Genomic DNA, 14,138 nt, shown 5'->3' on the forward strand with positions numbered 1-14,138 from the left:
AGATGATCAGGTTGATAGGTTCGAGGTGGAAGCATGGTGACATGTGGAGCTGACGAATACTAATAGATCGAGGACTTAACCATATAATATGTAGCAATGTTATCTAGTTTTGAAGGAATATGCCTTCATAGTTTGGTGATGATGGCAGAGAGGTCACACCCGTTCCCATACCGAACACGGAAGTTAAGCTCTCTAGCGCCGATGGTAGTTGGGACCTTGTCCCTGTGAGAGTAGGACGTCGCCAAGCAAAAACCTAAGTCGATTCGACTTAGGTTTTTTTGTGTTTATTTTTATTTACCAAATGTTGAAATCCATAAGTTTAATAACGCTAAAGACGAAAAAAGAATGAAATAGAGGCTATTTAAAATAATGACAATGATTTTTTGTACTCCCGGTTTTCCGAATGCTCCTAAAATAATGCCTAAGATAGGACACATTATTTCTATCACAAGTATATATTTAAAATAATGAGAGTAGAAAAAATGGGATGATATAAATAAGTATTCAATAATTACGGCAATTATTGCGATAGAGAAAAATAAATAGGATAATAGCATAGTCCTTTTTTTCACAGTTATCCCCCTTAGAAATTAAATTGCTACAATATAAGTTCTATTGATGTATAGAACACAAGAGTGTATATATTTTGATTTAAAACATACTGAAGTACTATATAAACAATTATACGTAAAATAGATCTCTAGAAATATATATTCTAATTCCCTTTCCATCTTGCATATAGTTGCAATTCTTCTTTTGAATATAACTAAAACACGAACGTTAACGATAAGTAATAAAAAAACATTCGATTATTTATTGACATTGTTTATGAAATATTGTTAATATAGCCATAGAAACAATAATATATAAGACCTCATATAATCGCGGGGATATGGCCTGCAAGTCTCTACCTAACGACCGTTATTCGTTAGACTATGAGGGAAAGTCACTCGGTATTTTTCTATTCACAAGGGATACGTATGCCTGAGTAGAGCGCTTTCTCTCATAGTAAAAGAGAAACTGTTCTATTTCAGGCTTTTTTTATTTGAATCGGGGGGATTCTAATATGAAATCACTAGTTGGAGTCATAATGGGAAGCACGTCAGACTGGGAAACAATGAAATATGCTTGTGACATTTTAGATGAATTAAATATACCGTATGAGAAAAAAGTTGTATCCGCTCATCGGACTCCGGATTATATGTTTGAATATGCAGAAACAGCTCGTGAACGTGGATTAAAAGTTATTATTGCTGGAGCTGGTGGAGCAGCGCATTTACCAGGAATGGTTGCAGCGAAGACAAATCTTCCTGTAATCGGTGTTCCAGTTCAATCAAAAGCATTAAACGGCTTAGATTCATTATTATCCATCGTCCAAATGCCAGGAGGTGTTCCAGTTGCAACTGTTGCAATTGGTAAGGCTGGTTCAACAAATGCTGGATTACTTGCTGCACAAATACTTGGATCATTTCATGATGACATACATGATGCATTAGAACTGAGACGAGAAGCTATTGAGAAAACTGTGCGTGAAGGTAGTGAGCTAGTATGACGAGAATCATTTTACCTGGAAAAACAATCGGCATTATTGGAGGCGGCCAGCTTGGAAGAATGATGGCGCTGGCAGCTAAGGAGATGGGATATAAAATTGCTGTTTTAGATCCTACAAAACATTCACCATGTGCACAAGTTGCTGATGTCGAAGTTGTTGCACCGTATGACGATTTAAAAGCAATTCAGCATTTAGCAGAGATAAGCGACGTTGTCACATATGAATTTGAGAATATTGATTATAGATGTTTACAATGGCTTGAAAAACATGCTTACTTACCACAAGGTAGTCAGTTGTTAAATAAAACGCAAAATCGTTTTACAGAAAAGAATGCAATTGAGAAAGCTGGGTTACCAGTAGCAACGTATAGATTAGTTCAAAATCAAAATCAGCTTACTGAAGCGATTGCTGAGTTATCATTTCCTTCCGTCTTAAAAACGACGACAGGTGGATATGATGGGAAAGGGCAAGTTGTTTTAAGAAGTGAAGCTGATGTTGAGAAGGCACGAGAGCTTGCGAATGAAGCAGAGTGCATTCTAGAAAAATGGGTGCCTTTTGAAAAAGAAGTATCAGTTATTGTAATTCGTAGTGTAAGTGGTGAAACGAAAGTATTTCCGGTAGCGGAAAATATTCATGTGAATAACATCTTGCATGAATCTATCGTTCCAGCTCGCATTACAGAAGAACTTTCTCAAAAAGCAATTGCTTACGCAAAAGTGCTAGCGGATGAATTAGAACTTGTGGGAACACTAGCGGTAGAGATGTTTGCTACAGCTGACGGTGAGATTTATATTAATGAATTAGCACCAAGACCTCACAATTCAGGACATTATACACTTGATGCATGTGAAACGAGTCAATTTGGCCAACATATTCGAGCAATCTGTAATTTACCTCTTGGAGAAACAAATTTGTTAAAACCAGTTGTCATGGTGAACATTTTAGGCGAACATATAGAAGGGGTCCTAGGACAAGTGAATAGATTAACCGGGTGCTATTTACACTTGTATGGAAAAGAAGAAGCAAAAGCGCAGCGAAAAATGGGGCATGTTAATATTTTAAATGATAATATTGAAGTCGCCCTAGAAAAAGCGAAGAGTTTGCATATTTGGGACCATCAAGAACAACTGTTGGAGGGAAAAAGATGATTAGTCGTTATACACGCCCTGAAATGGGTGCGATTTGGACGGAAGAAAACAAATTTAAAGCGTGGTTAGAAGTTGAGATTTTAGCTTGTGAAGCATGGGCTGAGCTTGGCGATATTCCGAAAGAAGATGTTAAAAAAATTCGTGAGCATGCATCATTTGATATCGATCGTATTTATGAAATTGAAAAAGAGACACGTCATGACGTAGTTGCATTCACTCGTGCTGTATCAGAAACACCAGCATTAGGTGAGGAACGTAAATGGGTTCATTACGGTTTAACATCTACAGACGTAGTAGATACAGCGTTATCTTACATCTTAAAACAAGCGAATGAAATCTTATTAAAAGACTTAGAAAACTTTGTTAGCATTTTAGCTAACAAAGCAAAAGAGCATAAATACACGATCATGATGGGAAGAACACATGGTGTTCATGCAGAACCAACAACATTTGGTTTAAAACTTGGTCTTTGGTATGAAGAAATGAAACGTAACGTAGAGCGTTTCAAACAAGCTGCTAATACAGTTCGCGTTGGTAAATTATCTGGTGCGGTTGGTACATTTGCAAATATCGATCCATTCGTAGAAAAGTATGTTTGTGAAAACTTAGGATTAGAAGCAGCACCTATTTCAACACAAACATTGCAACGTGATCGCCATGCTCATTACATGTCAACACTTGCACTAATCGCAACATCTATTGAAAAGATGGCAGTTGAGATTCGTGGTTTACAAAAGAGTGAAACACGTGAAGTTGAAGAGGCTTTCGCAAAAGGCCAAAAAGGTTCTTCTGCAATGCCACATAAACGTAATCCAATTGGATCTGAAAATATGACTGGTTTAGCTCGTGTTATCCGCGGTTATATGATGACAGCTTACGAGAATGTTCCATTATGGCATGAACGCGATATCTCTCACTCTTCTGCAGAACGCGTAATTTTACCAGATGCTACAATCGCGTTAAATTACATGTTAAATCGCTTTGGTAATATCGTTAAAAACTTAACTGTATACCCAGAGAATATGAAACGTAATATGACAAGAACATACGGCTTAATTTATTCTCAGCGCGTAATGCTTACACTAATCGACAAAGGTATGGTGCGTGAAGAAGCTTATGATATCGTACAGCCTAAAGCGATGGAAGCTTGGGAAACACAAGTACAATTTAAAGAACTTGTAGAAGCTGATGAGCGTATTACGAGCAAATTAACACAAGAAGAAATTAATGAATGCTTCAATTATGAGCATCATATGCAACACGTGGATACAATCTTTGAACGCCTTGGATTAAACGAAGCGTAAAATTTTATATGGCACAGAATAGAGTCATTCTGTGCCATTCTTTATAAAAATATTATTCACATTTTTCAAACTACAGGGGGCTTGCGAAATGCAAAAGCTAGAATTGCTGTATGAAGGTAAGGCAAAAAGAATTTATCGTACAGAATCAGCAGATATGGTTTGGGTAGAGTACAAAGATAGTGCGACTGCTTTCAATGGGGAGAAAAAAGAGACGATTACAGGAAAAGGTCGTTTGAACAATGAGATTACAACTTTATTGTTCAGAAAGTTACAAGAAGTGGGAATAAAAACACATTTTGTTGAGAAGTTATCTGAAACAGAGCAACTTGTAAAAAAAGTGAGTATTATTCCTTTAGAAGTTGTCACAAGAAATGTAATTGCAGGAAGTCTTTCAAAACGATTAGGAATGGAAGAGGGAACTGTACTTGCAGAACCAATCGTAGAATTTTACTTCAAAGATGATGATTTAGGAGATCCGCTTGTAACGGAAGATCATATTCGTGTATTAAACGTTGCATCGCCAGAGCAAGTAAGCGTATTACGAGATATGGCTCTACAAATCAATCAAGTATTGATTGAGCATTTCGCAAGCTGTCGTGTAAGATTAGTAGATTTCAAATTAGAGTTTGGCGTAACAGAAGAAGGGGAAATCATATTAGCAGATGAAATTTCGCCAGATACTTGCCGTTTATGGGATGAAACGAGCAATGAAAAGTTTGATAAAGACGTATTCCGTCGCGATCTTGGAAATTTAACAGAAGCTTATGAAGAGATTTTAAAACGTTTAGGGGGAATTTCACATGTATAAAGTTAAGGTATATGTAACGTTAAGAGAAAGCGTATTAGATCCACAAGGAACAGCGGTAAAAGGGGCACTTCATAGTCTTTCATTTACAGAAGTACAAGATGTTCGAATCGGAAAGTACATGGAACTAACAATTGATAAATCTGTATCTGACCTTGACGCAAAGGTAAAGGAAATGTGTGAAAAACTATTAGCGAACGTTGTAATGGAAGACTTCCGTTATGAAGTTGAGGAGGTTGTCGCACAGTGAAATTTGCCGTAATAGTATTTCCGGGTTCGAACTGTGATGTCGATATGTTCCATGCAATTAAAGATGAGCTTGGCGAAGAAGTAGATTACGTTTGGCACGATACAGAGAATTTAGACGAATATGATGCAATTTTACTACCAGGTGGATTCTCTTACGGTGACTATTTACGTTGTGGTGCTATTTCTCGCTTTGCTAATGCAATGAAAGCAGTGCAAAAAGCTGCTGAGCAAGGAAAGCCAATTTTAGGTGTATGTAATGGATTCCAGATTCTTGTTGAATCAGGATTACTACCAGGAGCATTAATGAGAAACGAAAACTTAAAATTTATGTGCCGTACTGTTCAGTTACGCGTTGAAAATAACGAAACGATGTTTACATCACAATATGAAAAAGATGAAGTAATCAATATTCCAATCGCTCATGGTGAGGGGAATTACTATTGTGATGAAGAAACTCTTAAAAGATTAGAAGAGAACAATCAAATCGCATTCCGTTACGTAGAAAATCCGAACGGTAGCGTTTCAGATATTGCTGGTATTGTAAATGAAAAAGGAAATGTACTTGGTATGATGCCACACCCAGAGCGTGCTGTAGATGAATTACTTGGTGGTGCTGAAGGGTTAAAAGTCTTTCAATCTATTTTAAAACAGTGGAGGGAAACATATGTCGTTAATGCTTGAACCAAATCCAACACAAATTAAAGAAGAGCGTATATATGCGGAAATGGGGCTAACAGACGAAGAGTTTGCCATGGTTGAAAAGATTTTAGGCCGTTTGCCGAATTATACAGAAACAGGATTATTCTCTGTAATGTGGTCTGAACATTGTAGTTATAAAAATTCAAAACCAGTTCTTCGCAAATTCCCAACGACAGGTGAGCGTGTCCTGCAAGGGCCTGGAGAAGGCGCTGGAATTGTAGATATCGGTGATAATCAAGCTGTTGTATTTAAAATGGAAAGTCATAACCATCCTTCTGCTATTGAACCATATCAAGGAGCAGCAACAGGTGTCGGCGGTATTATTCGTGATGTATTCTCTATGGGAGCACGTCCGGTAGCTCTATTAAACTCACTTCGCTTCGGTGAATTACAATCACCACGTGTGAAATATTTATTCGAAGAAGTAGTAGCGGGAATCGCAGGATACGGTAACTGCATCGGTATTCCTACTGTTGGTGGAGAAGTACAGTTTGATCCATGTTATGAAGGAAATCCACTCGTAAATGCAATGTGTGTAGGCCTAATTAATCATGAAGATATTAAAAAAGGGCAAGCACATGGTGCTGGTAATACAGTAATGTACGTAGGAGCAGCAACTGGTCGTGATGGTATTCACGGTGCAACATTCGCATCTGAAGAGCTATCTGAAAGCTCAGAAGCGAAACGTCCGGCGGTTCAAGTAGGGGATCCATTTATGGAGAAACTTCTTATTGAAGCTTGCTTAGAATTAATTCAATCGGATGCACTTGTTGGAATTCAAGATATGGGAGCTGCTGGTTTGACATCATCTTCTGCGGAAATGGCAAGTAAAGCAGGTATGGGTATTGAAATGTACTTAGATGATGTACCGCAGCGTGAAACAGGAATGACACCGTATGAAATGATGCTATCTGAATCACAAGAGCGTATGTTAATTGTTGTAAAAAAAGGTAGAGAGCAAGAAATAGTAGATTTATTCGAGAAGTACGGTCTTGCAGCAGTTACGATGGGGAAAGTAACTGAAGATAAAATGCTTCGCTTATTCCATAAAGGTGAAATGGTAGCTGAGGTTCCAGCAGATGCTTTAGCAGAAGAAGCGCCAATTTATCATAAACCATCAAAAGAAGCAGCATACTTTGCTGAGTTCCAGCAAATGAAAATGGAAACACCAAAAGTAGAAGATTATAAAGAAACGTTATTCGCTCTATTACAACAACCGACGATTGCAAGTAAAGAGTGGGTTTATGATCAATATGATTATCAAGTACGCACAAGCACAGTTGTTACACCAGGTTCAGATGCAGCGGTTGTACGTGTACGTGATACAGAAAAGGCTTTAGCAATGACGACGGATTGTAACTCTCGCTACATTTATTTAGATCCAGAAATGGGTGGGAAAATTGCAGTAGCAGAGGCAGCACGTAATATCGTATGTTCTGGTGGAGAGCCACTTGCAATTACAGATTGCTTAAACTTTGGTAATCCAGAAAAGCCAGAGATCTTCTGGCAAATTGAGAAATCAGTAGACGGTATGAGTGAAGCTTGTCGCACATTACAAACGCCAGTTATCGGCGGGAATGTATCAATGTATAACGAGCGTAGTGGTGAAGCTGTATATCCAACACCAACTGTTGGGATGGTTGGACTTGTACACGACTTAAAACACGTAACAACACAAGAATTTAAGCAAGCTGGCGACTTAGTTTATGTAATCGGAGAAACGAAAGCTGAGTTTGGTGGAAGTGAATTACAGAAAATGATTTACGGCAAAATTTTCGGTCAATCACCAAGCATCGATCTAAATGTAGAATTAAAACGTCAAAAACAATTATTAGCAGCAATTCAAGCTGGCCTTGTTCAATCTGCACATGATGTTGCAGAAGGTGGATTAGCAGTTGCAATTACTGAAAGTGCAATTGGTGCTAACGGTTTAGGTGCTACTGTGAAATTAGACGGAGAAGAAACGGCGGCATTATTTGCGGAATCACAATCTCGCTTCGTTATAACTGTAAAACGTGAAAATAAAGAAGCGTTCGAGAAAGTGGTCGAAGCAATTCAAGTTGGAGAAGTGACAAATACAAATGAAGTAACAATTCATAATGAAGAAAATGAAGTATTACTTACAGCAAATGTAGATGAAATGAGAAAGGCTTGGAAAGGGGCAATCCCATGCTTGCTGAAATAAAGGGGTTAAATGAAGAATGTGGCGTTTTCGGAATTTGGGGGCATGAAAATGCAGCACAAGTTTCGTACTACGGATTGCACAGTTTGCAGCACCGTGGCCAAGAAGGCGCAGGCATTGTTGTAAATAATGGGGAAAAAATCATCGGTCACAAGGGGTTAGGTTTAATATCAGAAGTGTTTTCAAGAGGTGAGCTAGAAGGATTAAACGGAAAATCAGCAATTGGACACGTACGATATGCGACAGCAGGTGGAAGTGAAGTTGCTAACGTTCAACCATTATTATTCCGTTTTTCTGATCATAGTATGGCGCTAGCTCATAACGGAAATTTAATTAACGCAAAAATGCTTCGCCGTGAATTAGAGGCAGAGGGAAGCATTTTTCAAACAAGTTCAGATACAGAGGTACTTTTACATCTCATTAAACGTAGTACAAAAGATTCTTTAATTGAAAGTGTAAAAGAGGCCCTAAATAAAGTGAAAGGTGCGTTTGCATACCTTTTACTAACTGGAAATGAAATGATCGTTGCGTTAGATCCAAATGGATTCCGTCCGCTTTCAATTGGAAAGATGGGTGATGCTTACGTTGTAGCATCAGAAACATGCGCTTTCGATGTAGTAGGTGCAACGTACATTCGTGATGTAGAACCTGGTGAATTACTTATCATTAATGATGAAGGAATTCACGTAGATCGTTTCACAAACGATGTAGAACATGCAATTTGTAGTATGGAATACATTTACTTTGCACGCCCAGATTCTAATATCGCTGGTATTAATGTCCACGCAGCACGTAAAAACATGGGGAAACGTTTAGCAGCAGAAGCTCCTATTGAAGCTGATGTTGTTACTGGTGTGCCAGACTCTAGTATTTCAGCAGCAATCGGTTATGCTGAGGCGACAGGTATTCCGTATGAGTTAGGGTTAATTAAAAATCGTTACGTTGGACGTACATTTATTCAACCTTCTCAAGAACTGCGTGAGCAAGGGGTAAAGATGAAGCTTTCCGCAGTAAGAGGTGTAGTTGAAGGGAAACGAGTTGTTATGATTGATGACTCTATTGTAAGAGGGACGACAAGTAAACGAATTGTTCGTATGCTTCGTGAGGCTGGAGCAACAGAAGTTCATGTAAGAATTGCTTCACCACCTCTGAAGTATCCATGCTTCTATGGCATTGATATTCAAACGAGAAAAGAATTAATTGCAGCAAATAATACAGTAGAAGAAATCCGTGAAATGATCGGTGCGGATTCACTAACATTTTTAAGTGAAGATGGATTAGTAGATGCAATTGGACGCCCATATGAAGGGAAATACGGTGGCTTATGTATGGCTTACTTCAATGGAGACTACCCAACAGCTCTTTATGATTATGAGCAAGAGCTTTTAGAAAGTATGAAATAAGAAAGTGAAAAAAGCTTCTACTTCTTTTGATGTAGAAGCTAGCTTCTTTCTTAAAACGGCCGCCCTGGATGGGGAGAAATTAAAAGACGAGGTGTAAAAAACGATGGCGAATGCATATAAGCAAGCAGGAGTAGATATTGAAGCTGGATATGAAGCGGTATCTCGCATGAAAAAACACGTACAAACAACAATGAGAAAAGAAGTACTAGGCGGTTTAGGCGGTTTTGGAGGTATGTTTGATCTATCAAAATTTGCATTAGAAGAACCTGTTTTAGTATCTGGAACAGATGGCGTGGGAACAAAATTGATGCTCGCTTTTATGGCAGATAAACATGACACAATTGGTATTGATGCAGTAGCAATGTGTGTAAATGATATTGTTGTCCAAGGAGCAGAGCCGCTTTTCTTCCTTGATTATATTGCTTGTGGTAAAGCTGAACCTAGTAAAATTGAAAACATCGTCAAAGGTATATCAGAGGGCTGTCGCCAAGCTGGTTGTGCATTAATTGGTGGGGAAACAGCTGAAATGCCAGGTATGTATTCTACAGAAGAATACGATTTAGCTGGTTTTACAGTTGGAATTGTTGATAAAAAGAAAATTGTAACAGGTGGAAAGATTGAAGCTGGTCACGTATTAATTGGCTTAGCATCTAGTGGTATTCATAGTAACGGTTATTCATTAGTACGAAAGGTGTTACTAGAAGATGGACAGTTATCTTTAGACCGTATTTATGGGCGTTTAGAACTACCTCTTGGTGAAGAATTATTAAAACCAACGAAAATTTATGTCAAACCTATTTTAGAACTATTGAAGAAACATGAAGTATACGGTATGGCGCATATTACAGGTGGCGGGTTCATTGAAAATATTCCACGTATGTTGCCAGAAGGAATCGGTGCAGAAATTGAACTAGGGTCTTGGGAAATTCAGCCGATCTTCAATTTACTTCAAGAAGTTGGGAAACTAGAAGAGAAAGAAATGTTCAATATTTTTAACATGGGTATTGGTATGGTAGTAGCGGTGAAAGAAGAAGATGCAAAAGATGTTGTTCGTCTTCTTGAAGAGCAAGGAGAAACAGCTCGTATTATTGGACGTACTGTACAAGGGGCTGGCGTTACCTTTAATGGGGGCACAGCACTATGAGTAGATTAGCAGTTTTTGCTTCTGGAAGCGGATCTAACTTTCAATCTCTCGTTAATGCAGTAGAAGAAAAAAGATTGGATGCAGATATTAGTCTACTAGTATGTGATAAACCAGAGGCACGCGTTATTGGGCGGGCACATTATCATCATATTCCGTGTTTCGCCTTTTCAGCGAAAGCATATGAGTCAAAGGAAGCATTTGAAAAAGAAATATTAAAGAAACTAGAAGAATATGAAATTGATTATGTTATTTTAGCTGGATATATGCGTTTAATTGGGCCGACTTTACTAGAAGCGTACGGCGGGAAGATTATTAATATTCATCCATCATTACTACCGAGTTTTCCAGGTAAAGATGCTGTCGGTCAAGCATTAGAAGCAGGTGTGAAAGTAACTGGAGTAACAATTCATTATGTGGATGCAGGTATGGATACAGGTCCAATTATTGCACAAGAAGCAGTAGTTGTATCTGAAGGGGATACGAGAGAAAGCTTACAAAAGAAAATTCAACAAGTTGAGCATAAATTGTACGTCAATACAGTGAATCAAATTGTTCAGTCTGTGAAAGAACCAACTGTTAACTAACATACAACCAGGGGTGAAGGATAAATGAAAAAGCGTGCATTAGTAAGTGTTTCAGATAAAACAGGTGTAGTAGAATTTGTTAAAGGTTTACTTGAACAAGGGATTGAAGTTATTTCAACAGGTGGTACGAAAAAATTACTAGAAGAAAACGGTTTACAAGTAATCGGTATTTCTGAAGTAACTGGTTTCCCTGAAATTATGGATGGACGTGTAAAAACATTACATCCAAATATCCATGGTGGTCTATTAGCAGTACGTGATAATGAAAAGCATGTGGCGCAAATGAATGAATTAGGTATTCAAGCAATTGATTTTGTTGTTGTAAACTTATATCCATTCAAAGAAACAATCGCCAAGCCTGATGTAACATTTGCTGATGCAATTGAAAATATTGATATCGGTGGCCCAACAATGATTCGCTCTGCTGCGAAAAATCATAAATTTGTATCGGTAATTGTAGATCCAGTAGATTATGATGTTGTATTAGCAGAACTGAAAGAGAACGGTGAAGTAGCAGATGAAACGAAACGTAAATTAGCAGCGAAAGTATTCCGTCATACAGCAGCATATGATGCATTAATTTCTAATTATTTAACAGAGCAAATGGGTGAAGAAAGCCCAGAAACATTAACTGTGACATTTGAGAAAAAGCAAGATTTACGTTATGGAGAAAATCCACATCAAAAAGCAACATTCTATAAAGCACCATTCGCTGTAACTTCTTCTGTTGCATACGCAGAACAGTTGCACGGTAAAGAATTGTCTTATAACAATATCAACGATGCAGACGCAGCACTTAGCATTGTAAAAGAATTTACAGAACCAGCAGTAGTAGCGGTAAAACATATGAATCCATGTGGCGTTGGAGTGGGTGCTGATATTCATGAAGCATACACACGTGCTTATGAAGCGGATCCAGTATCAATCTTCGGAGGCATTATTGCAGCAAATCGTGAAATTGATAAAGCTACAGCTGAAAAGCTACATGAGATTTTCTTAGAAATTGTTATTGCACCTTCTTTCTCACAGGAAGCTTTAGAAGTGTTGCAAAGTAAGAAAAACTTACGCCTACTAACTGTAAATATTGAAAAGGCAACGACTGCAAGCAAAAAGCTAACTTCTGTACAAGGTGGTCTTCTTGTTCAAGAGGAAGATACGTTATCATTAGATGAAAGTACGATTTCGATTCCAACGAAACGTGAACCATCAGAGCAAGAATGGAAAGATTTAAAACTAGCTTGGAAAGTTGTAAAACATGTGAAATCAAATGCAATTGTTTTAGCGAAAGATGATATGACAATTGGCGTCGGTGCTGGACAAATGAACCGTGTAGGTTCTGCAAAAATTGCAATTACACAAGCTGGCGAAAAAGCACAAGGCAGCGCACTTGCATCTGATGCCTTCTTCCCAATGCCAGATACAGTAGAAGAAGCAGCAAAAGCAGGTATTACAGCAATTATCCAACCAGGTGGATCAATCCGTGATGAGGATTCTATTAAGATGGCAGATGAGTATGGGATTGCTATGGTGTTCACTGGCGTACGTCATTTCAAACATTAATAGCGGTTGTTTAAAAATTCCGGTCAAGATAACTGTCGCATATCGTCGTTGCATCGCCAGTCCGGTACTCATGTAGGACAGCTACACTCCGTGTCCTCCCGGCGAATGCGCCTCGACCTGCTCGGTTCTCTTGATCCTCCTTTTTAAACTTTTATCGATATGAAAACAAACTAGGAGCATAGCTTCTAGTTTGTACTTATTTAATTATTGGGGGATGAAATATGAATGTTTTAGTAATCGGCCGCGGTGGACGTGAGCATGCTTTAGCTTGGAAGTTTGCACAATCTGAAAAAGTAGAAAAAGTATATGTAGCACCAGGTAATGAAGGTATGCGCGATGTTGCAACACCAATTGATATTGATGAAAACGATTTTGATGCACTAGTCTTATTTGCAAAAGAAAACAATGTAGGCTTAACTTTCGTTGGACCAGAAATTCCACTTATGAACGGAATTGTTGATCGTTTTAAAGAAGAGGGACTTCGTGTATTTGGTCCTAATAAAGCGGCTGCTGTTATTGAAGGTAGTAAAGCTTTTACAAAAGAACTTATGAAAAAGTATGATATTCCAACTGCGGCATATGAAACTTTTACAGACTACGAAGAGGCAGTAAAGTACATTCAAAAAGTTGGTGCACCGATTGTCATTAAGGCGGATGGATTAGCTGCTGGTAAAGGTGTAACAGTAGCAATGACGCTTGAAGAGGCATTACAAGCTGTGAAAGAAATGCTACAAGATGTGAAATTCGGAGAAGCAAGCAAGAAGGTTGTTATTGAAGAGTTTTTAGATGGACAAGAATTTTCATTAATGGCATTTGTGAATGGAACAACTGTGCATCCAATGGTAATTGCTCAAGATCATAAACGAGCTTTTGATGGCGATAAAGGTCCAAATACAGGCGGAATGGGCGCATATTCTCCAGTACCACAAATTCCGGAATCAGCAGTTCAAGAGGCGATTAAAACAGTATTACATCCAACTGCTAAAGCGATGATTCAAGAAAATCGTTCGTTTACAGGAATTTTATATGCGGGGCTTATTTTAACGAATGATGGTCCAAAGGTAATTGAATTTAATGCACGCTTTGGTGATCCTGAAACAGAAGTTGTATTACCGCGCTTAGAAAACGATTTAGTTGATGTATGTAATGCTGTATTAGATGAAAGTGAATTAACATTGGAATGGTCAGAGGAAGCAGTTATCGGTGTCGTACTTGCTTCAAAAGGCTATCCAGAAGCGTATAAAAAAGGTGAAATTATTAACGGATTAGATACATTGCAAGATGTGATTGTTTTTCATGCGGGTACGGTGATGAAACATGGTGATTTTGTAACAAACGGCGGTCGTGTATTGTTTGTTGCTTGCAAGGCAAAGAATTTACAAGAAGCAAAAGATAAAGTCTATAAAGAAATCGGTAAAATAGAGAGTGATGGTCTATTTTATCGAAGTGATATAGGATATCGTGCAATTGGGCATGAGATGACGAGAAGCTAATGTATAAAAAATCCC

Annotated in this window: 13 protein-coding genes, 2 rRNA genes and 1 riboswitch; of the genes, 14 read left to right on the forward strand and 1 reads right to left on the reverse strand. The window is 38.2% G+C overall.

Annotation, left to right across the window (positions count from 1 at the left end; genetic code table 11):
- Both MR109_RS20980 and rrf read left to right on the forward strand, forming a co-directional pair.
- Positions 1-83, forward strand: a 23S ribosomal RNA gene (locus MR109_RS20980); the annotation flags it as partial.
- A gap of 48 nt (positions 84-131) precedes the next feature.
- Positions 132-247, forward strand: a 5S ribosomal RNA gene (rrf, locus tag MR109_RS20985).
- 43 nt (positions 248-290) lie between these two features.
- Here rrf and MR109_RS20990 read toward each other — a convergent pair.
- A complete protein-coding gene (locus tag MR109_RS20990; protein ID WP_242273760.1) occupies positions 291-572 on the reverse strand; it encodes a hypothetical protein in 282 nt (93 codons plus the stop codon).
- Between the two features lie 282 nt (positions 573-854).
- A riboswitch (purine riboswitch) is annotated at positions 855-956 on the forward strand.
- 110 nt (positions 957-1,066) lie between these two features.
- On the opposite strand from MR109_RS20990, the gene purE reads away from it, so the two are divergent.
- The 12 genes from purE (at position 1,067) to purD (ending at position 14,123) form a co-directional block, all read left to right on the forward strand.
- Complete coding sequence (purE, locus tag MR109_RS20995) at positions 1,067-1,552, forward strand: 5-(carboxyamino)imidazole ribonucleotide mutase (RefSeq protein ID WP_002010008.1); 486 nt, start codon at positions 1,067-1,069, stop codon at positions 1,550-1,552.
- Positions 1,549-2,700 (forward strand): 5-(carboxyamino)imidazole ribonucleotide synthase, encoded by a 1,152-nt coding sequence (gene purK / locus MR109_RS21000; protein WP_242273761.1) that lies wholly within the window; start codon positions 1,549-1,551, stop codon positions 2,698-2,700. The genes purE and purK overlap by 4 nt, the downstream gene beginning before the upstream one ends.
- A complete protein-coding gene (gene purB / locus MR109_RS21005; RefSeq protein ID WP_025150164.1) occupies positions 2,697-4,004 on the forward strand; it encodes an adenylosuccinate lyase in 1,308 nt (435 codons plus the stop codon). Before purK ends, purB begins: the two co-directional genes overlap by 4 nt.
- Before the next feature lie 88 nt (positions 4,005-4,092).
- A complete protein-coding gene (purC, locus tag MR109_RS21010; RefSeq protein WP_001170546.1) occupies positions 4,093-4,812 on the forward strand; it encodes a phosphoribosylaminoimidazolesuccinocarboxamide synthase in 720 nt (239 codons plus the stop codon).
- Positions 4,805-5,059, forward strand: coding sequence for a phosphoribosylformylglycinamidine synthase subunit PurS (purS, locus tag MR109_RS21015; protein WP_000278820.1), 255 nt, complete (start codon positions 4,805-4,807; stop codon positions 5,057-5,059). Before purC ends, purS begins: the two co-directional genes overlap by 8 nt.
- Positions 5,056-5,739: a phosphoribosylformylglycinamidine synthase subunit PurQ gene (gene purQ / locus MR109_RS21020; protein WP_048375606.1), complete on the forward strand. Its 684-nt coding sequence runs from the start codon at positions 5,056-5,058 to the stop codon at positions 5,737-5,739. Before purS ends, purQ begins: the two co-directional genes overlap by 4 nt.
- On the forward strand, positions 5,723-7,942 hold the full coding sequence (gene purL / locus MR109_RS21025) for a phosphoribosylformylglycinamidine synthase II (RefSeq protein ID WP_242273762.1): 2,220 nt from the start codon (positions 5,723-5,725) through the stop codon (positions 7,940-7,942). The genes purQ and purL overlap by 17 nt, the downstream gene beginning before the upstream one ends.
- Complete coding sequence (gene purF / locus MR109_RS21030) at positions 7,927-9,342, forward strand: amidophosphoribosyltransferase (protein ID WP_242273763.1); 1,416 nt, start codon at positions 7,927-7,929, stop codon at positions 9,340-9,342. Before purL ends, purF begins: the two co-directional genes overlap by 16 nt.
- A gap of 103 nt (positions 9,343-9,445) precedes the next feature.
- The gene (gene purM, locus MR109_RS21035) at positions 9,446-10,486 is read left to right on the forward strand and encodes a phosphoribosylformylglycinamidine cyclo-ligase (RefSeq protein ID WP_071718293.1); all 1,041 of its coding nucleotides are present in this window, start codon (positions 9,446-9,448) and stop codon (positions 10,484-10,486) included.
- Positions 10,483-11,070, forward strand: coding sequence for a phosphoribosylglycinamide formyltransferase (gene purN / locus MR109_RS21040; RefSeq protein ID WP_000088570.1), 588 nt, complete (start codon positions 10,483-10,485; stop codon positions 11,068-11,070). The genes purM and purN overlap by 4 nt, the downstream gene beginning before the upstream one ends.
- 24 nt (positions 11,071-11,094) lie before the next feature.
- A complete protein-coding gene (purH, locus tag MR109_RS21045; RefSeq protein ID WP_242273764.1) occupies positions 11,095-12,630 on the forward strand; it encodes a bifunctional phosphoribosylaminoimidazolecarboxamide formyltransferase/IMP cyclohydrolase in 1,536 nt (511 codons plus the stop codon).
- Positions 12,631-12,851: 221 nt separating this feature from the next.
- Complete coding sequence (gene purD / locus MR109_RS21050; protein WP_242273765.1) at positions 12,852-14,123, forward strand: phosphoribosylamine--glycine ligase; 1,272 nt, start codon at positions 12,852-12,854, stop codon at positions 14,121-14,123.
- Positions 14,124-14,138: the final 15 nt, after the last annotated feature.

This window comes from Bacillus cereus group sp. BfR-BA-01310 (assembly GCF_022664325.1).
In the GTDB taxonomy this organism is placed as follows: Bacteria; Bacillota; Bacilli; order Bacillales; family Bacillaceae_G; genus Bacillus_A; species Bacillus_A paramycoides.

Bases quoted from the DNA above. Each gene is read 5' to 3' on its own strand.
- purE (WP_002010008.1), top strand. From the start codon at position 1,067: ATGAAATCACTAGTTGGAGTCATAATGGGAAGCACGTCAGACTGGGAA.
- purK (WP_242273761.1), top strand. From the start codon at position 1,549: ATGACGAGAATCATTTTACCTGGAAAAACAATCGGCATTATTGGAGGC.
- purB (WP_025150164.1), top strand. From the start codon at position 2,697: ATGATTAGTCGTTATACACGCCCTGAAATGGGTGCGATTTGGACGGAA.
- purC (WP_001170546.1), top strand. From the start codon at position 4,093: ATGCAAAAGCTAGAATTGCTGTATGAAGGTAAGGCAAAAAGAATTTAT.
- purS (WP_000278820.1), top strand. From the start codon at position 4,805: ATGTATAAAGTTAAGGTATATGTAACGTTAAGAGAAAGCGTATTAGAT.
- purL (WP_242273762.1), top strand. From the start codon at position 5,723: ATGTCGTTAATGCTTGAACCAAATCCAACACAAATTAAAGAAGAGCGT.
- purF (WP_242273763.1), top strand. From the start codon at position 7,927: ATGCTTGCTGAAATAAAGGGGTTAAATGAAGAATGTGGCGTTTTCGGA.
- purM (WP_071718293.1), top strand. From the start codon at position 9,446: ATGGCGAATGCATATAAGCAAGCAGGAGTAGATATTGAAGCTGGATAT.
- purN (WP_000088570.1), top strand. From the start codon at position 10,483: ATGAGTAGATTAGCAGTTTTTGCTTCTGGAAGCGGATCTAACTTTCAA.
- purH (WP_242273764.1), top strand. From the start codon at position 11,095: ATGAAAAAGCGTGCATTAGTAAGTGTTTCAGATAAAACAGGTGTAGTA.
- purD (WP_242273765.1), top strand. From the start codon at position 12,852: ATGAATGTTTTAGTAATCGGCCGCGGTGGACGTGAGCATGCTTTAGCT.